The sequence below is a fragment of the Janthinobacterium sp. PC23-8 genome (assembly GCF_002250505.1).
Taxonomy (GTDB): domain Bacteria; phylum Pseudomonadota; class Gammaproteobacteria; order Burkholderiales; family Burkholderiaceae_D; genus Janthinobacterium.
The window spans coordinates 317,676-344,527 of record NZ_NJGY01000001.1 but is presented as its reverse complement, the minus strand read 5'-3'; the positions used below and the strand labels follow the sequence as shown (position 1 = coordinate 344,527).

General features: G+C 61.9%; 28 protein-coding genes and 1 tRNA gene. 26 read left to right on the top strand and 3 right to left on the bottom strand.

Going from position 1 to position 26,852, the window contains the following annotated elements; all coding sequences use genetic code 11:
- Position 1 precedes the first annotated feature (1 nt).
- A complete protein-coding gene (locus tag CD932_RS01545) occupies positions 2 to 2,287 on the top strand; it encodes a xanthine dehydrogenase family protein molybdopterin-binding subunit (protein ID WP_094441097.1) in 2,286 nt (761 codons plus the stop codon).
- Positions 2,288 to 2,293: 6 nt separating this feature from the next.
- Here CD932_RS01545 and CD932_RS01540 read toward each other — a convergent pair whose 3' ends face one another.
- Positions 2,294 to 2,716 carry a thioredoxin family protein gene (locus CD932_RS01540; RefSeq protein ID WP_094443386.1) on the bottom strand — a complete coding sequence of 141 codons (423 nt, stop codon included), beginning with the start codon at positions 2,714 to 2,716 and terminating at the stop codon, positions 2,294 to 2,296.
- A gap of 276 nt (positions 2,717 to 2,992) precedes the next feature.
- Here CD932_RS01540 and CD932_RS01535 point away from each other — a divergent pair, with 276 nt between their 5' ends.
- Complete coding sequence (locus CD932_RS01535; RefSeq protein ID WP_094441096.1) at positions 2,993 to 3,910, top strand: 23S rRNA (adenine(2030)-N(6))-methyltransferase RlmJ; 918 nt, start codon at positions 2,993 to 2,995, stop codon at positions 3,908 to 3,910.
- A gap of 135 nt (positions 3,911 to 4,045) precedes the next feature.
- The gene (locus CD932_RS01530) at positions 4,046 to 5,320 is read left to right on the top strand and encodes an EAL and HDOD domain-containing protein (protein ID WP_094441095.1); all 1,275 of its coding nucleotides are present in this window, start codon (positions 4,046 to 4,048) and stop codon (positions 5,318 to 5,320) included.
- A gap of 3 nt (positions 5,321 to 5,323) precedes the next feature.
- Here CD932_RS01530 and CD932_RS01525 read toward each other — a convergent pair whose 3' ends face one another.
- Both CD932_RS01525 and CD932_RS01520 read right to left on the bottom strand, forming a co-directional pair.
- Positions 5,324 to 6,073, bottom strand: a complete 750-nt coding sequence (locus tag CD932_RS01525) for an SAM-dependent methyltransferase (RefSeq protein ID WP_094441094.1) — start codon at positions 6,071 to 6,073, stop codon at positions 5,324 to 5,326.
- Between the two features lie 12 nt (positions 6,074 to 6,085).
- Positions 6,086 to 6,694: a Maf-like protein gene (locus CD932_RS01520; RefSeq protein WP_094443385.1), complete on the bottom strand. Its 609-nt coding sequence runs from the start codon at positions 6,692 to 6,694 to the stop codon at positions 6,086 to 6,088.
- A 180-nt stretch (positions 6,695 to 6,874) separates the two neighbouring features.
- Here CD932_RS01520 and CD932_RS01515 point away from each other — a divergent pair, with 180 nt between their 5' ends.
- The 23 genes from CD932_RS01515 to CD932_RS01405 all read left to right on the top strand — a co-directional run bounded on the left by CD932_RS01515 (position 6,875) and on the right by CD932_RS01405 (position 26,847).
- Positions 6,875 to 7,372 carry a DUF177 domain-containing protein gene (locus tag CD932_RS01515; RefSeq protein WP_094441093.1) on the top strand — a complete coding sequence of 166 codons (498 nt, stop codon included), beginning with the start codon at positions 6,875 to 6,877 and terminating at the stop codon, positions 7,370 to 7,372.
- A gap of 189 nt (positions 7,373 to 7,561) precedes the next feature.
- Positions 7,562 to 7,744 (top strand): 50S ribosomal protein L32, encoded by a 183-nt coding sequence (gene rpmF, locus CD932_RS01510; protein WP_034749653.1) that lies wholly within the window; start codon positions 7,562 to 7,564, stop codon positions 7,742 to 7,744.
- Between the two features lie 195 nt (positions 7,745 to 7,939).
- A complete protein-coding gene (gene plsX / locus CD932_RS01505; RefSeq protein ID WP_094441092.1) occupies positions 7,940 to 9,007 on the top strand; it encodes a phosphate acyltransferase PlsX in 1,068 nt (355 codons plus the stop codon).
- Between the two features lie 12 nt (positions 9,008 to 9,019).
- On the top strand, positions 9,020 to 10,018 hold the full coding sequence (locus CD932_RS01500) for a beta-ketoacyl-ACP synthase III (RefSeq protein ID WP_094441091.1): 999 nt from the start codon (positions 9,020 to 9,022) through the stop codon (positions 10,016 to 10,018).
- A gap of 42 nt (positions 10,019 to 10,060) precedes the next feature.
- Entirely contained in the window at positions 10,061 to 11,002 is a 942-nt protein-coding gene (gene fabD / locus CD932_RS01495; protein WP_094441090.1) for an ACP S-malonyltransferase, read from the top strand.
- 55 nt (positions 11,003 to 11,057) lie between these two features.
- The gene (gene fabG, locus CD932_RS01490; protein ID WP_094441089.1) at positions 11,058 to 11,801 is read left to right on the top strand and encodes a 3-oxoacyl-ACP reductase FabG; all 744 of its coding nucleotides are present in this window, start codon (positions 11,058 to 11,060) and stop codon (positions 11,799 to 11,801) included.
- A 178-nt stretch (positions 11,802 to 11,979) separates the two neighbouring features.
- The gene (gene acpP / locus CD932_RS01485; RefSeq protein ID WP_008449912.1) at positions 11,980 to 12,219 is read left to right on the top strand and encodes an acyl carrier protein; all 240 of its coding nucleotides are present in this window, start codon (positions 11,980 to 11,982) and stop codon (positions 12,217 to 12,219) included.
- A gap of 29 nt (positions 12,220 to 12,248) precedes the next feature.
- On the top strand, positions 12,249 to 13,499 hold the full coding sequence (fabF, locus tag CD932_RS01480; RefSeq protein ID WP_094441088.1) for a beta-ketoacyl-ACP synthase II: 1,251 nt from the start codon (positions 12,249 to 12,251) through the stop codon (positions 13,497 to 13,499).
- 136 nt (positions 13,500 to 13,635) lie between these two features.
- Positions 13,636 to 14,112, top strand: a complete 477-nt coding sequence (locus CD932_RS01475) for a hypothetical protein (protein WP_094441087.1) — start codon at positions 13,636 to 13,638, stop codon at positions 14,110 to 14,112.
- Positions 14,113 to 14,200: 88 nt separating this feature from the next.
- Complete coding sequence (rpoE, locus tag CD932_RS01470) at positions 14,201 to 14,803, top strand: RNA polymerase sigma factor RpoE (RefSeq protein WP_094441086.1); 603 nt, start codon at positions 14,201 to 14,203, stop codon at positions 14,801 to 14,803.
- Between the two features lie 52 nt (positions 14,804 to 14,855).
- Positions 14,856 to 15,167 (top strand): sigma-E factor negative regulatory protein, encoded by a 312-nt coding sequence (locus tag CD932_RS01465; RefSeq protein WP_094441085.1) that lies wholly within the window; start codon positions 14,856 to 14,858, stop codon positions 15,165 to 15,167.
- Positions 15,168 to 15,497: 330 nt separating this feature from the next.
- Positions 15,498 to 16,904, top strand: coding sequence for a DegQ family serine endoprotease (locus CD932_RS01460; protein WP_254926593.1), 1,407 nt, complete (start codon positions 15,498 to 15,500; stop codon positions 16,902 to 16,904).
- Between the two features lie 53 nt (positions 16,905 to 16,957).
- Positions 16,958 to 17,203, top strand: coding sequence for a glutaredoxin family protein (locus CD932_RS01455; protein ID WP_094441083.1), 246 nt, complete (start codon positions 16,958 to 16,960; stop codon positions 17,201 to 17,203).
- Between the two features lie 262 nt (positions 17,204 to 17,465).
- The gene (gene lepA / locus CD932_RS01450; RefSeq protein ID WP_094441082.1) at positions 17,466 to 19,256 is read left to right on the top strand and encodes a translation elongation factor 4; all 1,791 of its coding nucleotides are present in this window, start codon (positions 17,466 to 17,468) and stop codon (positions 19,254 to 19,256) included.
- Position 19,257: 1 nt separating this feature from the next.
- The gene (lepB, locus tag CD932_RS01445; protein WP_094441081.1) at positions 19,258 to 20,175 is read left to right on the top strand and encodes a signal peptidase I; all 918 of its coding nucleotides are present in this window, start codon (positions 19,258 to 19,260) and stop codon (positions 20,173 to 20,175) included.
- A gap of 92 nt (positions 20,176 to 20,267) precedes the next feature.
- Positions 20,268 to 21,071, top strand: a complete 804-nt coding sequence (gene rnc, locus CD932_RS01440) for a ribonuclease III (RefSeq protein ID WP_094441080.1) — start codon at positions 20,268 to 20,270, stop codon at positions 21,069 to 21,071.
- Complete coding sequence (gene era / locus CD932_RS01435; RefSeq protein WP_046683972.1) at positions 21,068 to 21,970, top strand: GTPase Era; 903 nt, start codon at positions 21,068 to 21,070, stop codon at positions 21,968 to 21,970. The genes rnc and era overlap by 4 nt, the downstream gene beginning before the upstream one ends.
- Positions 21,971 to 21,998: 28 nt before the next feature.
- Entirely contained in the window at positions 21,999 to 22,826 is an 828-nt protein-coding gene (recO, locus tag CD932_RS01430) for a DNA repair protein RecO (protein ID WP_094441079.1), read from the top strand.
- A 34-nt stretch (positions 22,827 to 22,860) separates the two neighbouring features.
- Positions 22,861 to 23,631: a pyridoxine 5'-phosphate synthase gene (pdxJ, locus tag CD932_RS01425; RefSeq protein ID WP_094441078.1), complete on the top strand. Its 771-nt coding sequence runs from the start codon at positions 22,861 to 22,863 to the stop codon at positions 23,629 to 23,631.
- Complete coding sequence (acpS, locus tag CD932_RS01420) at positions 23,628 to 24,026, top strand: holo-ACP synthase (RefSeq protein ID WP_094441077.1); 399 nt, start codon at positions 23,628 to 23,630, stop codon at positions 24,024 to 24,026. Before pdxJ ends, acpS begins: the two co-directional genes overlap by 4 nt.
- 11 nt (positions 24,027 to 24,037) lie before the next feature.
- Positions 24,038 to 25,918, top strand: coding sequence for an excinuclease ABC subunit UvrC (gene uvrC, locus CD932_RS01415; protein WP_094441076.1), 1,881 nt, complete (start codon positions 24,038 to 24,040; stop codon positions 25,916 to 25,918).
- Between the two features lie 120 nt (positions 25,919 to 26,038).
- Positions 26,039 to 26,623: a CDP-diacylglycerol--glycerol-3-phosphate 3-phosphatidyltransferase gene (gene pgsA / locus CD932_RS01410; RefSeq protein WP_034749601.1), complete on the top strand. Its 585-nt coding sequence runs from the start codon at positions 26,039 to 26,041 to the stop codon at positions 26,621 to 26,623.
- A 148-nt stretch (positions 26,624 to 26,771) separates the two neighbouring features.
- A tRNA-Gly gene (locus CD932_RS01405) sits at positions 26,772 to 26,847 on the top strand.
- Positions 26,848 to 26,852 lie beyond the last annotated feature (5 nt).

The following is a 26,852-nucleotide window of genomic DNA, read 5'->3' as shown; positions in this document are numbered from 1 at the left end:
CATGGCCGCAAGTACTCCTGCCCGCACGCCCACTCCCCGCCGGCGTTTTCTGCTCAAAGGCCTGGGGCTGGGCGTGGCCGGCTTTGGTGCGCTGGTGCTGGGCTGGGGGGTCTTGCCGCCGCGCCAGCGCCTGCGCGGCAGCGACCCCTTGCCGGTCCAGGATGGCGCCGTGGCCCTGAACGGCTGGCTGGCGCTGCGCCCTGACGGCATGGTAGTGCTGGCCATGCCGCGCAGCGAAATGGGGCAGGGCGTGCACACGGCGCTGGCCATGCTGGTGGCCGAGGAGCTCGACGTGCCGCTGGCGTCCATCACCCTGATGCAGGCGCCCATCGACAAGATCTTCGGCAATGTCGCGATGCTGGTCGACGGTCTGCCGTTTCATCCGGACGATGATGGACGGCTGAAGCGGCTGGCGCAGTGGACGGTGGCCAAGGCCGCGCGCGAACTGGGCGTGGTCGTCACGGGCGGCTCGTCGAGCGTCAAGGACGGCTGGCAGCCGATGCGCGAGGCGGGCGCCAGCGCGCGCGCCATGCTGGTGGCGGCCGCTTGCGCCCAATGGCAAGCCTCGGCGGCGCAGTGCCGCACGCAGGACGGCGAAGTATTGCACGCCGATGGGCGGCGCGCCAGCTACGCCAGCCTGGTGCAAAGCGCCAGCGCGCTGGACCCGGGCCAGCCCGTGTTGAAATCCCCTGCGCATTTCAAGCTGATCGGCAAGGCCATGGCGCGCACGGACACGCAGGCGAAAGTCAATGGCCGCGCCGTGTTCGGCATCGACGCGCGCCCGCCCGGCATGCTGTACGCGGCCCTGCATCTGCCGCGCCGCCTGGGCGACACCCTGTCCTCGTTTGACGCGCCGGTGGCGCTGGCCATGCCGGGCGTGAAAAAAGTGCTGGACCTGACCTCGGCGCTGGGCGCGCACAGCATCTCGTGCGCGGCCGTCGTGGCCGATACCTGGTGGCGCGCCAGACAGGCGGCGGCCACCTTGCCGACGCAGTGGCAGGCGGGAGCGCAATCGAATCTGTCCAGCGCCGAGGTATTTGCCGATTTTGCGCGCCTGCTCGACGTCGAGGCCGGCCATGTCTACCATGCCAGCGGCGAGGTCGAGGGCAAGCATGTGCGGGAGCTGCAGCAGATCACCGCCGAATACCATGCGCCTTTTCTGGCCCATGCGGCGATGGAGCCGGTCAACTGCACCGCGCAGGTAAAAGACGGCAAGGTGCACCTGTGGGTCTCGACCCAGGCGCCCGGCATCGCCGTCGATGTGGCGGCCAGGGTGGCCGGCGTGGCCAGCGGCGACGTCACCATCGAGGTGCTGCTGCTCGGTGGCGGCTTTGGCCGGCGCCTGGAAGTGGACATGGTGGCGCAGGCGGTGGCCATCGCGCTGCAGTGCGAGGGCGCGCCGGTGCAGCTGATCTGGACGCGCGAACAGGATACGCAGCACGATATGTACCGGCCGGCGGCGCTGGCGCGCTTCCATGCGCGGCAGGACGCGCACGGCCGCATCGCTTCCTGGGACAACAAGTCCGTCAGCGCCTCGATCACGCACCAGTACTTGCAGCGCAATTTTGGCCTGCCCGGCATGGGGCCGGACAAGACCACGGCCGAAGGCGAATTCGACCTGCCCTACGAGATCGCCCACCAGCGTATCGCCCATGTGATCGCCGACAGCCTGGTGCCGGTCGGTTACTGGCGTTCGGTAGGCCACTCGCACAATGCGTTTTTCAAGGAAAGCTTTATCGATGAACTGGCGCATGCGGCCGCGCAGGATGGCGTGGCGTTCCGGCGCGCCATGCTGCAACACCATCCGCGCCACCTGGCCGTGCTCGACGCCGCCGTGGCGCAAGCCGGCAGCGCGCCGCCCGGCCATGCGCACGGCGTGGCGCTGCACCAGTCGTTTGGCAGCATCGTTGCGCAAGTGGCGCAGGTGTCGGTGGAAAACGGCGAGATCCGCGTGCACAGGGTGGTGTGCGCCATCGATTGCGGCCTGGCCGTCAATCCGAATATCGTCGCCCAGCAGATGGAATCAAGCGTGCTGTTCGGCCTGTCGGCGGCGCTGGGCGGCGAAATCACGTTCAAGGAAGGCAAGGTCGTGCAGGGCAACTTCCACGATTACCCGGTGCTGCGCATGGGCCAGGCGCCTCACGTCGAGACCATCATCATCGCCAGCGCTGCGCATCCGCAAGGCGTGGGCGAGCCGGGCACGCCGCCCATCGCGCCGGCGGTGGCCAATGCCGTGTTTACGTTGACGGGCAGGCGGCTGCGCAGCCTGCCCTTGCGGCTGGGGTAGAAAAGCTCAGCCGATCGCCAGCATGGTGCGCAGATTGCAGTCGCGCTGCCAGCCGCGCCGCTCCTCGTTGCTGGCCGATAGAGCCGCCAGTTCGGCCGCAGTGAGCGCCTGCTGCGCCTGCACCATGCGGTGCGCAAGGCCGCCATCGGGCAATACGGTGCCAAAAAATGCCACGTTGTCGTCCTGCTGGATCAGCAGGGTAGGGAAGTTCTCGATATCGAGTTCGCCCACCACCTCGGACTGGTCTTCGATATCGATCCAGACAAACACCGCGTCGGGGTGGCGCGCAGCGAGCTCCTCGAACGTGGCGCGGTAGCTGGCGCAAGTGCCGCACCACTGCGCGCACAGGCAGGCGATGATCCAGCGCGGGCCGGCCAGGGCGGCCGCGATGGCGGCGCGGTTGTCGGTAGTTAAGGTCAGGCTAGGCATGTCTTGGTGGCATTCAGTGCAGATGGCGCTCGCGCCGGTGCGCATATTCTACCGCGCCAGGACCAGGCAGGCTTGGCAACTGCCCAGTCGGTACAAGCGGTTTTTTGATGCCGGGACGGTTTCTAGTGGATAATGCTGGAAATTGCGCGCTCATTACGCTGGTCCATGCTGTTTCCTGGCCCGGCAGCCTGACCCTCCCAGTCTGTTCCCATGCTCTGCCCGGTATAAGCGTAAGCGCAGCCCCACCTTTACTTTATTTTATGGAATTGCCAGCTTATGTTGAGTTACCGCCACGCCTTTCATGCGGGTAATCACGCCGATGTGTTGAAGCATTATGTGCAGATTCAGTTGTTGCAGTACCTGAATCAAAAAGATACCGCCTACAGTTATATCGATACCCATTCGGGTGCCGGCGTGTATGCGCTCGACGGCGGCTATGCGTCGAAGAACGCCGAGTATGAAACCGGCATCGCCCCGCTGTGGGACCGTACCGACCTGCCGGCATCGCTGGCCGAGTACCTGAAACTGATCAAGGAAATGAATCCGAGCGGCAAGATGCGCTACTACCCGGGTTCGCCGTATTGCGCCGACCAGGTCAGCCGCGAGCAAGACCGCTTGCGCCTGTTCGAGCTGCACCCGGCCGATGCGAAGATTCTTGCCGATAATTTCCGCAAGGTCGAAGCCCACGCGCTGGCCCAGGGCGAACGTCCGACCGTGCGCGGCAAGCGCGTCATCATCACCAAGGCTGACGGTTTCCAGAGCCTGAAAGCGCTGCTGCCGCCGCCGTCGCGCCGCGCGCTGGTGCTGATCGACCCGCCGTATGAAGACAAGATGGATTACCGCAAGGTCAAGGACACCCTGGCCGACGCCCTGGTGCGCTTTCCTTCCGGCATCTATGCCGTCTGGTATCCGGTGCTGCAGCGCATGGAGTCGCGCCAGTTCGCCGACAAGCTCAAGCAACTGCCCTCTACCGAATGGCTGCACGTGACCCTGACGGTCAATACGCCCTCGCCGGACGGCTTTGGCCTGCACAGCAGCGGCATGTTCATCCTCAACCCGCCGTACACGCTCGAGCCGATGCTGCGCGAAGTCATGCCTTACCTGGTCAAGGTGCTGGGCCGTGACGATGGCGCCAAATTCGTGCTGGAAACAGGCAAGGGTGGCGTCAGGAACACGGGTACGCGCCGCGTCTGATGGTGGTTTGCGCGCACCGCGTGCGCTGTAGAACATAACGATGTGGCAGGCTGGGGCTATACTGGGTACGGGTCGGCAAGCGCCGTCCCAGGCCCTGCCGCAGCCTGAACGCGGCCCTCATTAGCGGGCTGTTCCATGACTCTCTCCTGCCAAAATCCTGCGCTGCAAGACTTCTTTCTCGCCCGTCAGCCCATCCTGAACCGCGACCAGCGCCTGGTCGCCTACGAATTGCTGTTTCGCAGCACCGCCGACAACCACGCCAGGATCACCGGCGACGCCGTCTCGGCCACCGCCACCGTGATCGCCCATGCGTCCGACCTGGGCATGGAGCAGGTGGTGGGCTTGCAGCTGGCCTTCATCAATGTCGATGCGGTGGCGCTGATGAGCGACTTTATCGGCTTCCTGCCGCATCACAGGGTGGTGCTGGAAATCCTCGAAACCGTGCGTCCCACGCCGGCCCTGCTGGCGCGCATCGGCGAGCTGCGCCAGGCCGGCTTTCGCTTTGCCCTCGACGACGTGGTGCTCGATACGCCCGATGTGCAGCAATTGCTGCCGCTGGTGGACGTGATCAAGGTCGATATCGCCCAGCTGACACCGGATGAATTGCCGCGCCTGGCGCGGGCGCTGGCCGGGTCGCGCAAAAAACTGCTGGCGGAAAAAGTCGAAACCGTGGCGCAGTTCGAGCAATGCCTGGCGCTGGGCTTTGATTTTTTCCAGGGTTATTATTTTGCGCGGCCTGTGATTCTCAGCGGCAAGCGCATGTCGGCCTCGGAATTGGCGATTTTGCATCTGCTCGAACTGATACAAGGCAATGCCGACAACCGCGAGCTCGAGCGCTGCATCAAGCACGACGCGATGATCGGCCTGAACCTGCTGCGCCTGGTCAATACGCCCGCCGTCAGCGCCGGCGTGCGCGTCGACACCCTGGGCCAGGCCTTGCTGCTGCTGGGGCGCAGGCAATTGCAGCGCTGGCTGCAGATCCTGCTGTATGTGCGGCCCGGAACGTCAGCGCAGTTCACCTCGCCCTTGCTGCAACTGGCCACCACGCGCGGCAAGCTGCTGGAACTGATGACGCAAAAACTGCGGCCGGGCCAGCATCAATATGCCGATATCGGTTTTACGGTGGGCATCATGTCGCTGATGGACACGCTGTTTTCCATGCGGATGAGCGAAGTGGTGAGCAGCGTGCGCGTCAACAGCAAGGTCAGCGACGCCTTGCTGTTCCGTCATGGCGAACTGGGCAATATGCTGGCGCTGGTCGAGCAGCTCGAGCAAGCCGATGGCGGCCCGGCCACGGCCGCCATGCTGGCGCAATTGCAATTGTCGGAAAACGAGCTGACGGCCATACAGATGGCCGCCTATGCCTGGGTCAACGACTATGTGCACGGCATTTCGCGCACCGTGCATTGATGCTTATTGCCCCAGCAGCAAAAATACGGTCGGCTTCTTGTGGAAGTCTGGCGCCTTGCCGGCCGCCAGCTGTTTCTTCCACTGCCCGCCGTTCAGGGTCTGGATGGTTTCCGTATCCAGGCTCAGGTCGGTCGCCACGCAGATCAGCGTCGTGGCCTGGCATTGCGCCACCAGGGCTTCGAGCATGGCGGCGTTGCGGTACGGCGTTTCAATGAAAAGCTGGGTTTGCTTTTCGCTGCGCGAGCGGCTTTCCAGGTCCTTGATGCGCTTGGCGCGCAGCGCCGCATCCGTCGGCAGATAGCCATTGAAGGCAAAGCTTTGTCCGTTCAGGCCGCTGGCCATCACCGCCAGCAGGATCGATGACGGCCCCACCAGCGGGCGCACTGTCACGCCATGCTGATGCGCCAGGCGCACCAGGTCGGCGCCGGGATCGGCCACCGCCGGCACGCCCGCCTCCGACACCAGGCCCGCGTCGCGTCCGGCCAGCAGCGGCGCCAGCAGGCCGGCCAGCGCCTGCGCCGGGGTATTCACATTCAGTTCAGAAATCGTGATTTCCTGCAAAGGTTTCGCCAGCGGATGTTTGATGGCGATCAGTTTCAGGAAGGCACGCGCCGTCTTGGCGTTTTCGGCCACGAAATAATCGAGCTGCGCGGTGATGCTGCGCACCTGCTCGGGAATGATATGGCCCAGCGCATCTGCCGGGCTGTCGGACAGGCCGAGGTGGTTGGGGATCAGGTAAAGGGTGCCGGTCATGGTGTGTGCTTGTTAAATGGTAAAAAACGCCACGCCCGCGCGGCGCAGCATGCCGGTCAGGGCAATCAGCGGCAAGCCGGTCAGGGCGGTCGGGTCGGTCGTGTCGATGCTGGCCAGGATGGCGATGCCCAGGCCCTCGTTCCTGGCGCTGCCGGCGCAGTCATACGGCTGTTCGATGCGCAGATACGCGTCGAGCTCGGCGTCGGGCAGGTCGCGCACGGTGACGATGGTCTCGATATCCTCGACCTGGGCGGTGGCGACCGCCTGGCGGCCATCGAGCAGGCACAGCGCCGTATGGAAGATCACCTCGCGCCCGCGCATGGTCTGCAACTGGCGCAATGCCTTGTCGTGATTGCCCGGTTTGCCGATCTGCGCGCCGTCCAGCGTGGCGACCTGGTCGGAGCCGATCACCAGGCTGCCAGGGAAGCGCTCGAGCACGGCCTGCGCCTTGGCCTGGGCCAGGCGCAGGGCGGTGGCGCTGGGCTGCTCGCCGGGCAGGGGGCTTTCGTCGAGGTCGGGTATGGCCACCTCGAACGGCAGGCGCAAGCGCGACAGCAGTTCCTTGCGGTAGGCGGAGCTCGAAGCAAGAATCAGGCGCAATGGGGTGGAAGTTGGTATCATTCGTTGTATAAAGCGGCTGGCAAGGCCGCCAGTGTAGACGGTCGCGGCGTTACTGCGCAATTTTGCTTGCGGCTGCGTGCCTGAAGTAGCCTGCTTGATATCAAAAAAATGCAAGCAGGCTTTGACTCCGGCTTGAAAACCCTGTTATGATCGCTGGTTTTCCGGGGAAATTTTCTACCAATGAATGCTTTTGTGATCGACGCCTTTGATTTTTGTCGTATCAGCGGGAGCCGCGAGGGTGTCACTCCTGTCGCTGAAATGACCCGGTTGACCAAGGATTGTGCCGATACTTCCGGCGAGATCGCCTGGAAAATCGTCGGCGGCACCAGCAAGCTGGGCTACCCGCAGCTGACCTTGGCGGTCAACGGCACCGTTCAGCTGGTATGCCAGCGCTGCCTGGTCCCGTTTGCTTACGATATCGATTCTTCGACAGTATTAGTGCTTGGCAAGGATGACGAGCATGCGGACGAGATCGAAGAGATCATCGACGATGAGTCGATCGACGTGATCGTCGGCAGCCGCAGCATGGATGCCGCGGCCCTGATCGAAGATGAAGCCTTGCTGGCCCTGCCGCAGGTACCCAAACATGAGGTTTGCCCCGATACGGCGCAGCTCGATGCTCTCAAGACCGAAAAGAAGTCGCCGTTTGCGGCCCTGAAAGACTTGAAGCCAGAATAAGCAGTGTGTAACCAACGTGTCAAACGCGTGTAGTAATCGAGTATGGCAGTGTGTAGTGAAACGTAGCATGAAATAAACGATGTCGGTACGGCCTGTTTTCGGATAGTCTTTGCCGCTGGGATACTCGATTCGCATGAATTTGCTGATCGATTGTGCTAAAATTTTAGAACTTATGTATTAGGAGTCATCATGGCAGTTCAACAGAACAAGAAAACCCCTTCCAAGCGCGGCATGCACCGTTCGCACGACTTCCTGGTCGCGCCGCAATTGAGCGTCGAGCCAGTTACCGGCGAAACACATATGCGTCACCATATCAGCCCTAACGGCTTCTATCGTGGCCGTAAAGTGTTGAAGACCAAAAACGACGAGTAATCGACGTTTTGTTGGGTAAGATGAAAGCGGTGTTGCGTTGGTTTTTCGGCGTGGCGCCGCTTCTTCTTTTTTATCGGCTGCAATTCATCTTGTGCACCGTCATTTTGAATCACGCTGGCCAGGTCTGCGCATCCCTGCAGCGACAGTCCGATTCACACCTTGCCGCAAGCCCGCAGCGGTACTGAATCACACCAAATGACAATCAAAATTTCTATCGACTGCATGGGCGGAGATCACGGTCCCTCAGTCACGATCCCCGCAGCACTTTCCTTTATTGAACACGAACCTGACGCCGAACTGATCCTGGTAGGATTGGAAGACGTGATCCGTGCCGAGCTGAAAAAGCACAAGGCGGAGACGCATCCGCGCCTGTCGGTATTGCATGCTTCCGAACAAGTCACCATGGACGACCCGCTCGAAGTGGCCCTGCGCCGCAAGAAGGATTCGTCGATGCGCGTGGCCATCGAACAGGTCAAGAATGGCGCGGCGCAAGCCTGCGTTTCCGCCGGCAATACCGGCGCCCTGATGGCCGTGTCGCGCTATGTGCTGAAAACCATGTCGGGCGTGGACCGCCCGGCCATCTGCAGCATCCTGCCGAATCAAAAGAACGGTCCGACCTATATGCTGGACCTGGGCGCCAACGTCGATTGCGAACCGCATCACTTGCACCAGTTCGCCATCATGGGCTCGGTGCTGGTGTCCGCCATGGAAAACATCGAGCGCCCGACCATCGGCCTGCTGAACGTGGGCACGGAAGACATCAAGGGCAATGAAGTGGTGAAGCTGACCGCCAAGCTCTTGCAGGCCGACCACGAGCGCGGCGCGCTGAACTTTCATGGCAATGTGGAAGGCAACGATATTTTCAAGGGCACCACCGATATCGTCGTCTGCGACGGCTTTGTCGGCAACGTCACCCTGAAGGCCATCGAAGGCCTGGCGCGCTTCATGAAAGACGTGCTGACCTCGGAATTCAAGCGCAATCCGATTACCATCCTCGGTGCCCTGATCGCGCGCGGCGCCCTGAAAGCCATTACCAACCGCCTGAACCCCTCGCGTTATAACGGCGCCAGCCTGCTGGGCCTGCGTGGCCTGGTGATCAAGAGCCATGGTGGCGCCGATGCCTATTCGTTCGAATGGGCCTTGCGCCGCGCCTATGAGGCGGCAAAGAATGATGTGCAGGCCCAGTTGGCCAGCATGATCGCCGAGCTGATGCCGCGCATACCAGTGGCGCAGGAAGCTCAATCTACAAGCTCCAGCATTTAGTGGATGATAAGCATGACTATCGTACGTAAAATTTACAGCAAAATCATCGGTACCGGCAGCTACCTGCCGGAGAAGCGCGTCACCAACCAGGATCTGACGGAACAGCTCGCCGCCAAGGGCATCGAGACCTCGGATGAATGGATCGTGTCGCGCAGCGGCATCTCGGCGCGCCACTACGCGGCACCACTGCAAAATTCCTCGGACCTCGGCGTCGAAGCGGCCAAAAAGGCGCTGGAGATGGCCGGTCTCGACGGCAACGATCTGGACCTGATCATCGTCGCCAGTTCGACCCCCGACTTTTTCGGCAGCTTCCCCAGCACCGCCTGCATCGTGCAGAGCAAGCTGGGCATTACCAATCATTGCGCCGCCGTCGACGTGCAGGCCGTCTGCAGCGGCTTTGTCTACGCGGTTGCCACCGCCGACAGCTTCATCCAGTCGGGCATGCATAAAAACGTGCTGGTGATCGGCGCCGAAGTGTTTTCGCGCATCCTCAATTTCGACGACCGCGGCACCTGCGTGCTGTTCGGCGACGGCGCCGGCGCCATCGTGCTGACGGCATCGGACGAGCCGGGCATCCTGGCCACCAAGCTGCACGCCGATGGCCGCCACTCGGATATTCTCAGCGTACCGGGTAGTGTGGCCGGCGGCGCACTGGCCGGCAGCGCCTTCCTGTACATGGACGGCCCGGCCGTGTTCAAGCTGGCCGTGTCGGTGCTGGAAAAAGTCGCGCATGAGGCCTTGGCGCACGCCAACATGACGCCGGACCAGATCGACTGGCTGATTCCGCACCAGGCCAATATCCGCATCATGAACAGCACCGCCAGAAAGCTTGGCTTGCCATTGGAAAAGATGGTCGTCACGGTCGACCAGCATGGCAATACCTCGGCCGCCTCGATCCCGCTGGCGCTGGACATCGCCGTGCGTGATGGCCGCGTCAAAAAAGGCGACAATGTGATGATGGAAGGCGTGGGCGGCGGCTTTACCTGGGGTGCCGTGCTGGCCCGCATGTAGGCTGCAAGCAAGCTGCAACACTATTCAAAAAACGGAGTCACGATGACACAATTTGCATTTGTTTTCCCAGGCCAGGGTTCGCAAGCGATCGCGATGCTCGACGGTTTCGCCGGCAACCCGGTGGTGGCGCAGACCGTCGCCGAAGCGTCCGAGGCGCTGCGCTTCGACCTGGGCAAGCTGATCGCCGAAGGTCCGAAGGAAGAGCTGGACCTGACCACCAATACCCAGCCCGTCATGCTGACGGCGGCCGTGGCCTTCTACCGCGCCTGGCTGGCGGCCGGCGGCCCGCTGCCCACCGTGGTGGCCGGTCACAGCCTCGGTGAATATTCGGCGCTGGTCGCCGCCGGCGTGATCGCCTTCAAGGACGCCGTGCCGCTGGTGCGCTTCCGCGCGCAGGCGATGCAGGAAGCCGTGCCGGTCGGGCAGGGCACCATGGCGGTCGTGCTGGGCCTGTCGGACGACGAGGTGCGCGCCGCCTGTGCGCAAGCGTCCGCCGAAAACCCGGCCCTGGTGGTCGAGCCCGTCAACTTCAATGCGCCTGCGCAAGTGGTCATCGCCGGCCATACGGCCGCTGTCGAGCGCGCCTGCGAGCTGGCCAAGGCCAAGGGCGCCAAGCGCGCCATGAAGCTGCCGGTATCGGCGCCGTTCCACTCCTCGCTGCTGCAACCTGCATCCGACCGCCTGCGCGACTATATGGCCGACCTGGCGTTCAATACGCCGCAGATCGCCCTGATCAACAACGTCGATGTCGCCATCGTGACCGATCCGGCTGGCATCAGGGATGCGCTGGTGCGCCAGGCGGCCAGCCCCGTGCGCTGGGTGGAGACCATGCAGAAGGTAGCGGCGGACGGCATCACCCAGGTGATCGAATGCGGTCCGGGCAAGGTCCTGATGGGCCTGGCCAAGCGCATCGATCCGGTGCTGGTGGGTGACGCCATCGTCGACCAGGCCTCGCTTGACCGTATTTTGACGCAGCTCAAATAAACAGTGCGCGGCAGCGGGCTTGCTTTGCTGCCGCCAGCCATTTTTAAGGATACTCATGAAGCTAACGAATCAAGTCGTGCTGGTCACGGGCGCCTCGCGCGGCATCGGCCGCGCCATCGCCACCGAGCTGGGCAAACAGGGCGCGACCGTGGTCGGCACCGCCACCTCGGACGCCGGTGCGCAGGCAATCACCGACTACCTGGCCGCCGAAGGCGTGGCCGGCAAGGGCGTGGTCCTGAACGTGACCGATGCGACGCGCTGCGCGCAAGTGGTCGACGAGGTGCAGAAAACCTATGGCAGCCTGTCGATCCTGGTCAACAATGCGGGCATCACGCAAGACCAGCTGGCCATGCGCATGAAGGATGAAGAGTGGGACAATGTGATCGCCACCAATCTGTCGGCCGTCGGTCGCTTGTCGCGCGCCGTCTTGCGCGGCATGATGAAGGCCAAGGCCGGGCGTATCATCAACATCACCTCGGTGGTGGCCTCGTCGGGCAATCCGGGCCAGATGAATTACGCGGCGGCCAAGGCCGGCGTGGAAGGCATGAGCCGCGCGCTGGCGCGTGAAATCGGCAGCCGCAACATTACCGTCAATTGCATCGCCCCCGGCTTTATCGATACCGACATGACCAAAGCCTTGAGCGACGAGCAGCACGCGGCCTTGCTGACGCAAATTCCGCTGTCGCGCCTGGGCAAGCCGGAAGATGTGGCGGCCGCCGTGGCGTTCCTGGCTTCGCCGCAAGCGGCTTACATCACGGGCACGACCTTGCACGTGAATGGCGGCATGTACATGAATTGATGTGAAGATAGATGAAACACCAGTTTGTGGCATGATGTGCAACTGGTTTTTTGACTATAATCGCATCTTTTAGCAGCAGTTTCGGTTGAATTATCAGCAGACGCCGAAATTAGTATCCGGACGCGCAAACCTGATAAAATGCGCGCACTTTCCGTAACACACACTTTGGAGCCATAACATGTCGGATATCGAACAACGCGTTAAGAAAATCGTCGCTGAGCAACTGGGCGTTGCAGAAGCAGACATCAAAATCGAATCCTCCTTCGTCGACGACCTGGGCGCCGATTCCCTGGACACCGTGGAACTGGTGATGGCACTGGAAGACGAATTCGAAATGGAAATCCCTGACGAACAAGCTGAAAAAATCACCACCGTGCAACAGGCGATCGACTACGCCACCGCACACGTCAAGGCCTAAGCCTGTCTGACCGACTTCAGGAGAATCGCTTGAGCCGTTCTAAAAACCGTCGTGTTGTTGTCACCGGCCTGGGCTGCGTTTCACCTGTCGGCAATACTATTGCCGAGGCGTGGAGCGCAATCGTCGAAGGAAAATCGGGCATCGCCACGATTACCAAGTTCGATGCGCAGCCATTCACCACGCATTTTGCCGGTGAAGTCAAGGGTTTCAATATCGAAGATTATATCTCCGGTAAGGAAGCTCGCCATATGGATACCTTTATCCATTACGGCATGGCTGCCGGCATCCAGGCGATGCAGGACTGTGGCCTGGAGGTTACCGAAGAGAACGCCGAGCGTATCGGCGTCATCATCGGCTCCGGCATCGGTGGCTTGCCGCTGATCGAAGAAACCAAGTCCGAGTACGAAAAACGTGGCCCGCGCCGCATCTCGCCCTTTTTCGTGCCTGCCTCGATCATTAACATGATCTCTGGCAACCTTTCGATCAAATATGGTCTGAAAGGCCCGAACCTGGCCATCGTCACGGCTTGCACCACCGGTTTGCACAGCATCGGCGCGGCCGCGCGCATGATCGAGTACGGCGATGCCGACGTCATGATTGCCGGCGGCGCCGAATCGACCGTGTCGCCACTGGGCCTGGGCGGTTTCGCCTCGGCACGTGCCTTGTCGACCCGCAACGATGACCCGGCAACGGCGTCGCGTCCGTGGGATACCGACCGCGACGGTTTTGTGCTCGGCGAAGGCGCCGGCGTGATGGTGCTCGAAGAGTACGAACACGCGGTGGCCCGCGGCGCCAGGATCTATGCCGAAGTGCATGGTTTCGGGATGAGCGCGGATGCTTATCACATGACCTCGCCGCTGGAAGATGGTAGCGGCGGCAGCAGGTCGGTGATCGCGGCGCTCAACAACGCAGGCCTGAACCCGGACCAGATTCAATATCTGAACGCGCACGGTACGTCGACCCCGCAGGGCGATGTGGCCGAAGTGATGGGCGTCAAGCGCACCTTCGGCGACCATGCGAAAAACCTGGTAGTGAACTCGACCAAATCGATGACGGGCCATTTGCTGGGCGGCGCGGGCGGTCTGGAAGCGGTGTTTACGGTCCTGGCGCTGCACCATCAGGTGTCGCCGCCGACCATCAACATCTTCAACCAGGATCCGGCGTGTGATCTCGATTTCTGCGCCAACACGGCGCGGGACATGAAGATCGATTTTGCAGTGAAAAATTCCTTTGGCTTCGGCGGAACGAATGGCACGCTGATTTTCGGCAAAGCGAAATAAGCTGTTCATTGCTTGAACTTTCTGGCGCTCGCTGCGGTCAAACCGTAGTGAGCGCTGATTCGGCGCCAACGTTCGTTGGCACCTGAATTTGCCCGGCATGGTGCCGGCGCGCCTGATATTTCCCCATTGAGAATGTATGTCGATTGCCGTATCGGCTGTCTTGCGCACGCCTGTCGGCTTGCTTCTGCTGCAAGCCTGCCTGGGTCTTGGCGCCTTGCTGGCGGCCTGGCCGCTGGCAACGGGCGCCTATGCCCTGGCCTGGCCTGCTGCACTGATCAGTGTGGCTGGCGGCGTGCTGGTGCTCGCCGTGCCCGGCGTTGTGTGGTGTTCTCGCAGAAAGCCGCGCACGCTTGATATTTCACCGGTTGGCCAGTTTCGGCTGACGGAACATGAGGTACTTGAGGCACATGCGGGGCGGTCCGCGGCACCCGCGCAGCCGCTGCGCCTGCTGCCCGGCTCCACCTTGTGGCCTGCGCTGCTGGTGCTGCGCCTGGCCGATGACGACGGGCGCACCGTCACGGTGGTGGTGCAGCGCGCCCTGCCGGGCACGCTGGCGTTCCGCGAACTGGCCGTGGCATGCCGTGCCATCGCGGCGCGCGGGAGGGCGTTATAAAAAGTGCGGAAACTACTGAACTTCTTGCAGCGGGCCAACTCTATAACCATACAGACGCCCGCGCTGCATGCTACCAGGGATACAGGGCGTGAGGACAGAACGCGAAGGTGATCAATTATTGGTCGAGCGGGTCCAGGCTGGCGACAGGCGGGCATTTGACGTACTGGTATCGAAATACCAGCGGCGCCTGATGCGGCTGGTATCGCGGCTGGTGCATGACCCGGCGGAGGCCGAAGATGTGGTGCAAGAAACCTTTATCAAGGCGTATCGCGCGCTGCGGCATTTCCGCGGCGACGCGGCCTTTTATACCTGGCTCTATCGCATCGGCATCAATACGGCCAAAAACCATCTGGTTACCCAGGGCCGGCGCGCGCCCACGTCCGGCGACACCGATGCCGAACACGCCGAGTCCTTTGATGACGGCAACAAGCTGCGCGACAATAATACGCCCGAGTCCGTGCTTGCCAGCAAGCAGATCGCCGCCACCGTCAATGCGGCCATGGATGTGCTGCCGATCGAATTGCGCACCGCCATCGTGCTGCGCGAAATCGAAGGGCTGAGCTATGAAGAGATCTCGGAAATCATGGCCTGTCCGATCGGTACCGTGCGCAGTCGTATCTTTCGGGCGCGCGAGGTGATTGCGGAAAAACTCAAACCCTTGCTGGACATGCCGATTGACAAGCGTTGGTAATGCACTGACCATAAGCAAGCCGCACCACTTCCTTTGACTGGCAGGACCCAAGATGGACACATATCCAGGATTGCACGAGCATATTTCGGCCTTGGCCGATGGCGAACTGGCGGCGAGCGAACTCGAACTGGCCTTTGCCGCGCTCGACACCGATGCGGGGCAGCAGGCCTGGCATGCGTATCGCCAGATCGGCGAGGCATTGCGCGCCGGGCAGGACGCGCTGGCCCTGAGCGCCGGCTTCGACGCGCGGCTGGCCAGCCGCCTGGCGTGCGAAGCCGTACCAGCCCCGCTCCTGGCGCCGGTCGCGACCACGGTGTCCAGCGTAACCGGGCAGCCGGGCGTGGGCGCTGTTCCCCAGCGCTAGTTTCCTGGACTGCTTACGCCAGCCTTAATACCGGCGCCACCCTCTTGACACCGGCCTTCTGCACGATTGACACTAGCCGCTGGCGATATCTTGCTTATGCGATATATTGTTGCACGGTTTGCCATGTGCGGTCTGTCCAAGGCCGCCGTCTGTGCCTCCGGCGCCTTGCCCTTGGCCGCAGCATGGGCGGGAAGGCAACAGCTCGCTCCGACTAACATTCGAAAAGATAACTCCATGAAAAAAAATATTTATGCACACAGCAAAACGTTTTCAGCGAAGACGCTTTCCGCCTTATGTCTGGGGACGGCCGGCGCTTTGTTCGCGCCCGCCATGCTGGGCGTCGTCGCGTCTGCCCAGGCCGCCGTGCCCGCCGTGCGGTCCGTTCAATTGCCTGATTTTGCCGACCTGGTCGATGCCGTCGGCCCGGCCGTCGTCAATATCCGCACCACCGAGCGCCTGAAGATGGGCGCTGCTGGCGCCGGCAGCAGCGACGAGCAGGAAATGCAGGAATTCCTGCGCCGTTTTTTTGGCGGCGCCATGCCCGCGCCGCGCCAGCAGGGTCCGCGCAGCCGCCGCGCCCCGCCGGAACAGGAAGTGCAGCGCGGCGTCGGCTCCGGCTTCATCATTTCCGCCGATGGTTATGTGCTCAGCAATGCGCATGTGGTCGATGGCGCCGATGAAGTCTATGTCACGCTGACCGACAAGCGCGAATTCAAGGCCAAGGTGATTGGCGCTGACGCGCGCACCGACGTGGCCCTGCTGAAAATCGAAGGCGCCAACTTGCCGCGCGTGACCATCGGCGACTCGGAAAAAATCCGCGTCGGCGAATGGGTGATCGCCATCGGCTCACCCTTCAACCTGGAAAACACGGTGACTGCGGGCATTATCTCGGCCAAGTCGCGCGATACGGGCGACTACCTGCCGCTGATCCAGAGCGACGTGGCCGTCAACCCGGGCAACTCGGGCGGTCCGCTGATCAATCTGCGCGGCGAAGTGATCGGCATCAATTCGCAGATCGCCACCCTGTCCGGCGCGTATAACGGCATTTCGTTTGCCGTGCCCATCGATGAAGCCATGCGGGTGGGCGAGCAACTGAAAAAGACCGGCAAGGTGGTGCGCGGACGCATCGGCGTGCAGATCGGCGAAGTGAGCAAGGAAGTGGCCGAATCGCTGGGCTTGCCAAACGCCAAGGGGGCGCAAGTGTCGCTGGTCGAACCCGGCGGCCCGGCCGACAAGGCCGGTGTCAAGCCCGGTGACATTATCCTGAAATTCAATGGCACCCAGATCCAGCGCTCGTCCGACCTGCCGCGCCTGGTGGGCGGCGCCGCCGTCAATGGCAAGGCCACCATCACCGTCTGGCGCAAGGGCGCGCAGCAGGAGCTGCCCGTCACGGTGGCCGAACTGGAAGGCGGGAAGACGGCAGGCAAGGCGTCAGCCAGGCAGCCCGAAGCGCAGACCAGCAATGCGCTGGGCCTGAAGGTCAGCGACGTGCCGGCCGCCAGGAAGCAGGAGCTGAAAATCGATGCGGGCGTGCTGGTCGATGACGCCGACGGCGTGGCGGCCCTGGCTGGCCTGCAGCCTGGCGACGTGATCCTGCAACTCAATAACGTCGCCGTGCGCGACGCCACGCAGTTCAATGCTCTGGTCGCCAGGCTCGATCCGAAGAAAACCTCGGCCCTGCTGGTGCGCCGCGGCGAGACGACGCAGTTCGTGTCCCTGCGTCCTTTCGCCAAATAATCGTTCATTCATCCGCGTCCCGGTGTTGGCCGGGACGCGCTATCGCCGCCTCCATGCACTTCACTCTCTATTCCCGCAGCTACTGCCACCTTTGCCAGGACATGTTTGACGCCCTGCAAGGGCTGCAAACTGCCGCAAGATCCTTCACGGTCGAGGTGATCGATATCGACACCTCGCCCGACCCCGCGCTGCTGGTGCGCTTCGACGAGCTGGTGCCGGTGCTGTACGGCGACCTGGCGCAGCCCGAGCTATGTCATTATTTCCTTGACGAAGCGGCCGTGCGCCGCTATCTGGCATGAGGCAAATGGCTCATTTGCAGCGTTGCCCGGGTGCCGGCCGCTGAAAGACGGGCTTTCTACTCTGAAATCCGGTAAAATGGGGTGGTCGAAAAAGCTCCTGTCCGCAGCAGCAGCTTATGTCGCTTCAAAAGCGCTCGCCTGGACATGCAGATGTCCTGTCCGGAGCGCTTTTTTCATCATGAGCGGGGTGCCGGGTTTGGCCCGGGCATGATCCCCTTGATTCCTGTTAAAGCAGTGTTGTCACTCGCACACATATTAGTTAATGAATAACATACGCAATTTCTCCATCATCGCCCATATTGACCACGGTAAATCGACCCTGGCTGACCGCATCATTCAATTGTGCGGCGGCTTGTCCGACCGCGAGATGGAGGCGCAGGTGCTCGATTCGATGGATCTGGAGCGCGAACGCGGCATTACCATCAAGGCGCAAACGGCGGCCCTGCACTACAAGGCCCGAGATGGCCAGATCTACAACCTGAACCTGATCGATACGCCGGGCCACGTCGACTTCAGCTATGAAGTGTCGCGCTCGCTGTCCGCCTGCGAAGGCGCATTGCTGGTGGTCGACGCCTCGCAAGGGGTGGAAGCGCAAACCGTCGCCAACTGCTACACGGCGCTGGACCTGGGCGTGGAAGTGGTGCCGGTCCTCAATAAAATCGACTTGCCGAACGCCGATCCACCGAACGCGATCGCCGAAATCGAAGATGTGATCGGCATCGACGCCGGCGACGCCGTGCATTGCTCGGCCAAGACCGGCTTTGGCGTGCTCGACGTGCTCGAACAATTGATCGTCAAGGTGCCGCCGCCAAAGGGCGACCCGGACGCGCCGCTGCAGGCGCTGATCGTCGACTCCTGGTACGACGCCTATGTCGGCGTGGTGATGCTGGTGCGCGTGGTCAACGGCACCCTCAAGCCGAAGGACAAGATTCGCCTGATGGCCACCGACTCGGTGCAACTGGTGGAAGACCTCGGCGTGTTCTCGCCGCGCTCGCAATCGTTGCCGCAACTGTCGGCAGGCCAGGTGGGCTTCATTATTGCCGGCATCAAGGAATTAAAGGCGGCCAAGGTGGGCGATACCGTCACCCTGGTCAGCCGTCCCGCCGCCGAGCCATTGCCAGGCTTCAAGGAAGTGCAGCCGCAAGTGTTCGCCGGCCTGTTCCCGGTCGAGGCGAACCAGTACGACGCGCTGCGCGACTCGCTGGAAAAACTGAAACTGAACGACGCCGCGCTGATGTACGAGCCGGAAGTATCGCAGGCGCTGGGCTTCGGTTTCCGTTGCGGCTTCCTGGGCCTGCTGCACATGGAAATCGTGCAGGAGCGCCTCGAGCGCGAATTCGACATGGACCTGATCACCACGGCGCCCACCGTGGTGTACGAGGTGGTGCAGCGCGACGGCACCCTGATCAATGTCGACAATCCGTCGAAGATGCCGGACCCGTCGCGCATCGAGGAAGTGCGCGAGCCCATCGTCACGGTCAATCTGTACATGCCGCAGGAATACGTGGGCTCGGTGATCACCCTGTGTATCTCCAAGCGCGGCATCCAGATGGACATGAGCTACCACGGCCGCCAGGTCAAGCTGGTCTATGAAATGCCGATGGCCGAGATCGTGCTCGACTTCTTTGACCGTCTGAAATCGACTTCGCGCGGCTATGCCTCGATGGATTACGAGTTCAAGGAATACCGCGCCGCCGACGTGGTCAAGGTCGACATGCTGATCAACAGCGAAAAAGTCGATGCGCTGGCCATTATCGTGCACCGCTCGAACAGCCAGTACCGTGGCCGCCAGGTGGCCGCCAAGATGCGCGAACTGATCCCGCGCCAGATGTTCGACGTGGCCATCCAGGCCACCATCGGCGCCAACATCATTTCGCGCGAGAACGTCAAGGCGTTGCGCAAGAACGTGCTGGCCAAGTGCTATGGCGGCGATATCAGCCGCAAGAAGAAATTGCTGGAAAAACAAAAGGCCGGCAAGAAGCGCATGAAACAAGTGGGTTCCGTGGAGATTCCACAAGAAGCCTTCCTGGCAATCTTACAAGTGGATGGTTGACATGAGCCTGCAAGTGATTTTAGGAAATTTTGCGCTGATTTTGTTCGTACTGATGGTGGTGACGGGCTTTATCTGGTGCCTGGACGTGTTTTACTTGTCGAAACAGCGCCGCCTGGCGGCCGACCGCGCGCTGTTTGAGTTCGATGCGCGCCAGTCGAAGCTGGCCGCCGAAGGCATCAAGGCCGAGCATGGCGGCAGCCGCGCCACGATCGAAGCGGCGCTGCTGCGCCAGCCGACCTGGGTCGAATACTCGGGCAGCTTCTTCCCCGTGATCGCGATGGTGTTCTGCCTGCGCTCGTTTTTGTACGAGCCGTTCAAGATCCCGTCGAGCTCGATGGTGCCGACCTTGCTGGTGGGCGACCTGATCCTGGTAAACAAGTTCACCTATGGCATCCGCCTGCCCATCGTCAACAAGCGCATTATCGAAGTCAATGATCCGCAGCGCGGCGACGTGATGGTGTTCAAGTATCCGAAGGATATGTCGCAGGACTACATCAAGCGCGTGATCGGCGTGCCTGGTGATAAAATCACCTATGACAACAAGCGTTTGACCGTCAACGGCAAGCCGGTCACCTATACGCCGCTCGATGATTACCTCGACGACGAAAGCACCGTGTACCACAAGCAGCTGGAAGAAAACCTGACCGGCGTGAACCATCGCATCCTCAACGACGATCCGGCGCCGACCCTGAACCTGGGCCAGGTCAGCGACTTCCCGCACAAGGATGCCTGCGACTACAACGAAGACGGCTTCACGTGCGTGGTACCAGCAGGAAATTATTTCATGATGGGCGACAACCGCGACAATAGCGCGGACAGCCGTTACTGGGGTTTCGTGCCGAACGAAAATATCGTCGGCAAGGCCTTCCTGGTGTGGATGAATTTCAGCAATCCGAAACGCGTGGGCGGCATTCACTAAGCCGCTCTGGTTCCTTATCGAACCAACCCCGCATGCCGGCGCCCTGAATGCGCGCCGGCATGCCGACTCAATCAGATGACACAGAACCAACAATGAATCTTCAGCTATTGCAAACCCGTCTAGGCTATACGTTCCAGGATGCTGGCCTGTTGCAGCAAGCCTTGACGCATCGTAGCCACAGCAGTTTGCATAATGAGCGGCTGGAATTCCTCGGCGACTCGATACTCAACTGCGTGGTCGCGTCCATCCTGTACGAGCGCTTCAAGGCCATCGACGAGGGCGATCTGTCGCGCCTGCGCGCCAATCTCGTCAAGCAGCAGTCGCTGTATGAAATCGCGCAAAAGCTGGAACTGTCGCAGTTCCTGCGCCTGGGTGAAGGCGAACTGAAGTCGGGCGGTTTCCGCCGTCCGTCTATCCTGGCCGATACCCTCGAAGCGTTGCTGGGGGCGATCTTCCTCGACACCGGTTTCGACGCCGCCAGCACCGTGATCCGCGCCTTTTATATTCCCATTCTCGACTCGGTCGATCCGCAGACCCTGGGCAAGGATGCCAAGACGCTATTGCAGGAATTCTTGCAGAGCAAAAAAATCTCGCTGCCACAATACAATGTGGTGGCCACCCACGGCGCCGCCCACAGCCAGGAATTCGAGATCGAATGCCTGGTGCCGAAATTGAATATCCAGGTCTACGGTCGTGGCGGAAGCCGCCGCGCCGGTGAGCAAGCCGCCGCCAAACTGGCGCTGGACGTGGCCGAGCAGGCACTGCTGAAGTCGCCTGCCGCCAACCGCAAGCCCAAACCGCGCGCCGCCCAGCTCAAGCTGGCCGGCATTGCCACCATCCAGAGCGACGACGCCGCCGTCGCCGCTCACACTCAACAGAAATCGACACCAGCATGACAGCCACCAAAATGCCCGACAACTTCCGCTGTGGCTATATCGCCATCGTGGGCCGCCCCAACGTGGGAAAATCGACCCTGATGAACGTGCTGATCGGCGCGAAGGTCAGCATCACGTCGCGCAAGGCGCAAACCACGCGCCACCGCATCACCGGCATCCAGACCGTGCCCGACGCCCAGTTCATCTACGTCGACACGCCCGGCTTCCAGACGCGCCACTCGAACGCGCTGAACAAGACGCTCAACAAGACCGTCACCAACACCCTGATTTCCTCGGACGTGATCTTGTACGTGATCGAGGCTGGCACCTTTGGCCCGGCCGACCAGCAGGTGATGGACTTGCTGCCGAAGGAAGTGCCGTGCATCCTGGTGATCAACAAGTCGGACCGCGTGAAAGACAAGGCCGTGCTGCTGCCGTTCGCGCAAAAAGTGGCCGCCATGCGCGACTTCGCCGCCATCGTGCCGGTCTCGGCCAAGCTGCATTTCCAGCTGGAAGGCTTGCAGAACGAAATCAAGCGCTTCCTGCCGGAAAACCAGCCGATCTTCGGGCCGGACGATATTACCGACCGCAGTGAAAAATTCCTCGCCTCGGAAATCGTGCGCGAAAAATTGTTCCGCTTTGTCGGCGACGAACTGCCTTACACCAGCACGGTCCTGATCGAGAAATTCGAGCAGGAAGGCGACTTGCGCCGTGTGTTTGCGGCCATCCTGGTCGAGCGCGATACGCATAAATCGATGATCATCGGTAACAAGGGCGCGCGCCTGAAGGAAGTGTCGACCCAGGCTCGCCTGGACATGGAAAAGCTGTTCGGCGGCCCCGTCTACCTGGAAATCTGGGTCAAGGTCAAATCGGGCTGGGCCGACAACGAAGCGGGCCTGCGCGCCTACGGCTACGAGTAAGCCCTTACCCGGGGACGCCATCAACCGCATGAGCACCAGCACGCCAGAGCTCGTCGTCGCGCTTGCGTCCACACCTGCGCTCGCTCCCACCCCAGCGCCCGCTCCCGCTCCCGCGCCCCGGCGCGCCAGCCGCCCGTCCGGGCGCGATGGCCGCATCACGGGCCAGCCAGCCTTTGTGCTGCACAGCTATCCCCATAAAGAAACCAGTTTGATCATCGACGTGCTGACGCGCGACTTTGGCCGCATCGCGCTCGTCGCCAAGGGCGCCAAGCGGCCCCATTCGCAACTGCGCGGCGTGCTGCAGACCTTCCAGCCGCTACAGGCGGGCTGGACCGGCAAGTCCGAGCTGCGCATCCTGACGGGCGCCGAATGGGTGGGCGGCATGCTGCCGCTGGAAAAGACCGCCTTGCTGTGCGGCTTTTACCTGAACGAATTGCTGGTCAAGCTGCTGGCGCGCGATGATCCGCATCCGGTACTGTTCGATCACTACGTTGCCACCTTGAATCAACTGGCGCACAATGAGCCGGCGCCCATCGTGCTGCGCAAGTTCGAGCGCGCGCTGTTGAAGGAAACCGGCGTGGCGGCCGATCTGGTGCGCTGCACCGGCACGCGCCAGCCGGTGCAATCGGGACAGGTGTATGTGGTCGACCCGGAGCGCGGGCCCCGTCCGGCCCTGGCCGGCGACGCCTGGCCGCGCATTACCGGCAAGACCTTGCTCGACATGGAGTGCGAAGATTACACGGATACCGCCACGCAGGCGCAAAGCAAGACCCTGATGCGCTTCTTGCTGGCCCATCAGCTCGGCGGCGCGACCCTGAACACGCGCCAGATGCTGATCGATTTGATGCAGTTGTAATATTTGACCACTACAGTTACCACGGAAAATTACCATGAGCTTCTTGCAGCCTGCCGGCCCCGTCATCGACCTGGGCGTCAATATCGACCACGTGGCCACCCTGCGCAATGCGCGCGGCACCCAATACCCTGATCCGCTGCGCGCGGCGCTGCTGGCCGAGCAGGCCGGCGCCGACTGCATCACCCTGCATTTGCGCGAAGACCGCCGCCATATCAAGGACGCCGACGTGATCGCCATCGCGCCGCAGTTGCTCACGCGCATGAACCTGGAAGCGGCCGTCACCGCCGAGATGGTCGATTTTGCCTGCCGCATCAAGCCGGCGGACGTGTGCCTGGTGCCGGAAAAACGCACCGAAGTGACCACTGAAGGCGGCCTGGACGTGGTGCGCTACTACAAGGAAGTGTCGGCTGCCGTCAAGCAATTGCAAGGCGAAGGCATCCGCGTGAGCCTGTTCATCGATGCCGACGAGCAGCAAATTGCCGCCGCTGCCGAGATGGGAGCGCCCGTGATCGAACTGCACACGGGCCGCTATGCCGACACCGAAGGCGAGGCGCAACTGGCGGAGCTCGAACGCATCAAGGCCGGCGTGCTGTTTGGCGCGACGCGTGGCCTGAAGGTCAATGCCGGTCACGGCTTGCATTACAGCAATGTGCAGGCCATCGCCGCCATTCCCGATATTGCCGAACTGAATATCGGTCACGCCATCGTCGCCCACGCCGTGTTTGTCGGCTGGGAAAACGCCGTGCGTGAAATGAAGGCCATCATGGTCGCGACACGTATCGGCAACCGGGCGGGCAAGTCATGATCTACGGCATCGGTACCGATATCTGCAAGATTGCGCGTATCGAGGCGGCGCTCGGGCGCCACGGCGAGCGCTTTGCAAAGAAGATACTGGGGCCGCAGGAGCTGGAAAAATTCCGTGCCCGCAGCGCCAGGAGTGCCGTGCGTGGCCTGCGTTTCCTGGCCACCCGCTTTGCAGCCAAGGAAGCGTTTTCCAAGGCGATTGGTCTCGGCCTGCGCATGCCGATGACCTGGCCCGCCGCCCAGATGCTGAACCACCCGAGCGGCAAGCCGATGATCGTGTGCAGCGGCGTGCTGCTTGACTTCATGGAGCAGCACCGCCTGAGTGCGCAAGTAACGATCAGCGACGAGGAAGAGTACGCTGTCGCCTTCGTGATTGTGGAACAATCGCCAGAATAACCGAGCCAGCAATGACCGAAGCAATACCCGATCTGAACGCCGTCGTCTCCGCGCCTGACCCGCGCGCGCAAGTGCTGGCCACCGTTGCCAAACTGCCCAACCTGCCGGGCGTGTACCGTTATTTTGACGCCAGCGACAAGGTGCTATACGTGGGCAAGGCGCGCGACCTGAAAAAGCGCGTATCGAGCTACTTCCAGAAAAACCTGGCCAGCCCGCGCATCGCCATGATGGTCGAGCGCATCGCGCGCCTGGAAACGACCGTCACGCACAGCGAAGCGGAAGCGCTGATCCTGGAAAACAACCTGATCAAGGCGCTGCAGCCGCGCTACAACATTCTGTTTCGCGACGACAAGTCCTATCCCTATCTGAAAATCACCAATGGCGAGGCGCCGCGCATGGTGTATTACCGCGGTTCGGTGGACAAGAAAAACCAGTATTTCGGGCCGTTTCCCAGTTCCTGGGCGGTCAAGGAATCGATGCAGATCCTGCAGAAGGTTTTTTTGATACGCACCTGCGAAGACAGCGTGTATGCGAATCGCACGCGGCCCTGTTTGCTGCACCAGATCGGCCGCTGCAGCGCGCCCTGCGTCGACCTGATCAGCAAGGAAGACTATCGACACGACGTGGAAAACGCGGCGCGTTTCCTGCGTGGCCGGCAAAGCGAAGTGATGGCCGACCTGGAAAAGAAAATGCACGCCTATGCGGCCGAGCTGAAATTCGAGCAGGCGGTGGTGGTGCGCAACCAGATCAATTCGCTGTCGCGCGTGCTGCATCAGCAAAGCATGGAAACGACGGGCGACGCCGACGTCGACATCCTCGCCGTGCGGGTGCAGGGCGGGCGCGCCTGCGTCAACCTGGCCATGGTGCGTGGCGGGCGCCACCTCGGTGACCGCGCCTATTTCCCGAGCCAGCTGAACGACGCGGCGGCGATTGCCGAAGAACCGATCGAAGTCGAAGTGCTGGCCGCCTTCCTGGCCCAGCACTACACGGAAAAATTTATTCCCGGCACCCTGATCCTGAATATCGAATTCGATCAGCCGGCGCTGATGGTGGCGTTGATGGAGCAGTGCGGCCACCGCATCAATCTGATTTTCCAGCCGCAGGGGCAGCGCCGCCAGTGGCTGGAGCTGGCGCACAAGGGCGCCGAAATATCGCTGGCGCGGCTGCTGTCCGAGCAGGGCTCGCAGCAGTCGCGCACGCGCGCGCTGGCCGACGCCCTGCGCCTGGAAGCGGAAGAGCTCGACACCATCCGCGTCGAATGTTTCGACATCAGCCACACCCAGGGCGAAGCGACGCAGGCGTCCTGCGTGGTGTTCCATCACCATGCGATGCAGAACGGCGAATACCGGCGCTACAACATCAACGACATCACGCCTGGCGACGATTACGCGGCCATGCGGCAGGTGCTGATGCGCCGCTATGAAAAGGTTGCCAATGGCGACGGTGTGATGCCCGACGTGGTGCTGATCGACGGCGGCAAGGGCCAGATCGAAATGGCGCGCCAGGTGTTTGCCGAGCTCGGCCTGGATATCAGCCTGATCGTCGGCGTGGCCAAGGGCGAGGGCAGGCGAGTCGGCCTGGAAACGCTGCTGTTCGTCGACGGCCGCGAAGCGCAGGAGCTGGGCAAGGAATCGGCGGCGCTGATGCTGATCGCGCAGATCCGCGACGAGGCCCACCGTTTTGCCATTACCGGCATGCGCGCCAAGCGCGCCAAGACGCGCCAGACCTCGCGCCTGGAAGAAATCGAGGGCATCGGTGCCAAGCGACGCCAAAAACTGCTGTCGCGCTTTGGCGGCCTGCGCGGCGTGGTCGACGCCAGCGTGGAAGACCTGATGTCGGTGGAGGGGATTTCGACCCAGCTGGCGGAAGAAATCTACAAGCAATTGCACTAGTCACCTGGCTAGCAACTTCGGCCTGGTCCGGCTACGCGGCAACCGGACTAGGCTAATACCCGCGTGCCATGTAGACTAGTGGCGCTTTGTTTAATTTACCCGTCGGCCGATTGCTTCCCTATGCCTTTTAATATTCCCATCCTGTTGACGTGGCTGCGCGTGGCCCTGATTCCGCTCGTCGTCGGCGTGTTCTACCTGCCGCCGTCGATGCTGCTGCATGGCGACCAGAATCTGGTGGCCACTCTGGTCTTTATTGTTGCCGCCGTGACCGACTGGTTCGACGGCTTCCTGGCCCGCCGCTGGAACCAGACCTCGGCCTTCGGCGCGTTTCTCGACCCGGTCGCCGACAAGCTGATGGTGGCCGGCGCCTTGCTGGTGCTGGTGCAGCTCGATCGTGTCAACGCCGTGCTGGCCTTTATCATTATCGGCCGCGAGATCACCATCTCGGCCCTGCGCGAATGGATGGCGCAGATTGGCGCCTCGAAATCGGTGGCCGTCAGCTCGATCGGCAAGATCAAGACGGCCGCACAGATGACGGCGATTCCGCTGCTGCTGTACCACGAGGTGATTTTTGGCGCCATCGACACCCATGTGTGGGGCGAAAAGCTGTTGTGGATCGCCTGCGTGCTGACGGTATGGTCGATGTTTTATTATCTGCGCCTGGCGTGGCCCCTCATTAAAGAAAAGGCGGGCAATCTGCATTGAGCTTGGTCGGGCGTGAAACGACGGGCCGGAGGCCCGGGGTGCCTTTGCTGGCGTGCTGGCGGTGTCAGGGGCGGACTTGAAGGGGATGGGTAAAATCCCATTGACAGCCTCTGTAATCCCTCTATAATGCTGGCCTGTTGTTGATGACGCGGGAGTAGCTCAGTTGGTAGAGCGCAACCTTGCCAAGGTTGAGGTCGAGAGTTCGAGACTCTTCTCCCGCTCCAGTGAA

Bases quoted from the DNA above. Each gene is read 5' to 3' on its own strand.
- CD932_RS01545 (WP_094441097.1), top strand. From the start codon at position 2: ATGGCCGCAAGTACTCCTGCCCGCACGCCCACTCCCCGCCGGCGTTTT.
- CD932_RS01540 (WP_094443386.1), bottom strand. From the start codon at position 2,716: ATGCCTAGCCTGACCTTAACTACCGACAACCGCGCCGCCATCGCGGCC.
- CD932_RS01535 (WP_094441096.1), top strand. From the start codon at position 2,993: ATGTTGAGTTACCGCCACGCCTTTCATGCGGGTAATCACGCCGATGTG.
- CD932_RS01530 (WP_094441095.1), top strand. From the start codon at position 4,046: ATGACTCTCTCCTGCCAAAATCCTGCGCTGCAAGACTTCTTTCTCGCC.
- CD932_RS01525 (WP_094441094.1), bottom strand. From the start codon at position 6,073: ATGACCGGCACCCTTTACCTGATCCCCAACCACCTCGGCCTGTCCGAC.
- CD932_RS01520 (WP_094443385.1), bottom strand. From the start codon at position 6,694: ATGATACCAACTTCCACCCCATTGCGCCTGATTCTTGCTTCGAGCTCC.
- CD932_RS01515 (WP_094441093.1), top strand. From the start codon at position 6,875: ATGAATGCTTTTGTGATCGACGCCTTTGATTTTTGTCGTATCAGCGGG.
- rpmF (WP_034749653.1), top strand. From the start codon at position 7,562: ATGGCAGTTCAACAGAACAAGAAAACCCCTTCCAAGCGCGGCATGCAC.
- plsX (WP_094441092.1), top strand. From the start codon at position 7,940: ATGACAATCAAAATTTCTATCGACTGCATGGGCGGAGATCACGGTCCC.
- CD932_RS01500 (WP_094441091.1), top strand. From the start codon at position 9,020: ATGACTATCGTACGTAAAATTTACAGCAAAATCATCGGTACCGGCAGC.
- fabD (WP_094441090.1), top strand. From the start codon at position 10,061: ATGACACAATTTGCATTTGTTTTCCCAGGCCAGGGTTCGCAAGCGATC.
- fabG (WP_094441089.1), top strand. From the start codon at position 11,058: ATGAAGCTAACGAATCAAGTCGTGCTGGTCACGGGCGCCTCGCGCGGC.
- acpP (WP_008449912.1), top strand. From the start codon at position 11,980: ATGTCGGATATCGAACAACGCGTTAAGAAAATCGTCGCTGAGCAACTG.
- CD932_RS01475 (WP_094441087.1), top strand. From the start codon at position 13,636: ATGTCGATTGCCGTATCGGCTGTCTTGCGCACGCCTGTCGGCTTGCTT.
- CD932_RS01465 (WP_094441085.1), top strand. From the start codon at position 14,856: ATGGACACATATCCAGGATTGCACGAGCATATTTCGGCCTTGGCCGAT.
- CD932_RS01460 (WP_254926593.1), top strand. From the start codon at position 15,498: ATGCTGGGCGTCGTCGCGTCTGCCCAGGCCGCCGTGCCCGCCGTGCGG.
- CD932_RS01455 (WP_094441083.1), top strand. From the start codon at position 16,958: ATGCACTTCACTCTCTATTCCCGCAGCTACTGCCACCTTTGCCAGGAC.
- lepA (WP_094441082.1), top strand. From the start codon at position 17,466: ATGAATAACATACGCAATTTCTCCATCATCGCCCATATTGACCACGGT.
- lepB (WP_094441081.1), top strand. From the start codon at position 19,258: ATGAGCCTGCAAGTGATTTTAGGAAATTTTGCGCTGATTTTGTTCGTA.
- rnc (WP_094441080.1), top strand. From the start codon at position 20,268: ATGAATCTTCAGCTATTGCAAACCCGTCTAGGCTATACGTTCCAGGAT.
- era (WP_046683972.1), top strand. From the start codon at position 21,068: ATGACAGCCACCAAAATGCCCGACAACTTCCGCTGTGGCTATATCGCC.
- recO (WP_094441079.1), top strand. From the start codon at position 21,999: ATGAGCACCAGCACGCCAGAGCTCGTCGTCGCGCTTGCGTCCACACCT.
- pdxJ (WP_094441078.1), top strand. From the start codon at position 22,861: ATGAGCTTCTTGCAGCCTGCCGGCCCCGTCATCGACCTGGGCGTCAAT.
- acpS (WP_094441077.1), top strand. From the start codon at position 23,628: ATGATCTACGGCATCGGTACCGATATCTGCAAGATTGCGCGTATCGAG.
- uvrC (WP_094441076.1), top strand. From the start codon at position 24,038: ATGACCGAAGCAATACCCGATCTGAACGCCGTCGTCTCCGCGCCTGAC.
- pgsA (WP_034749601.1), top strand. From the start codon at position 26,039: ATGCCTTTTAATATTCCCATCCTGTTGACGTGGCTGCGCGTGGCCCTG.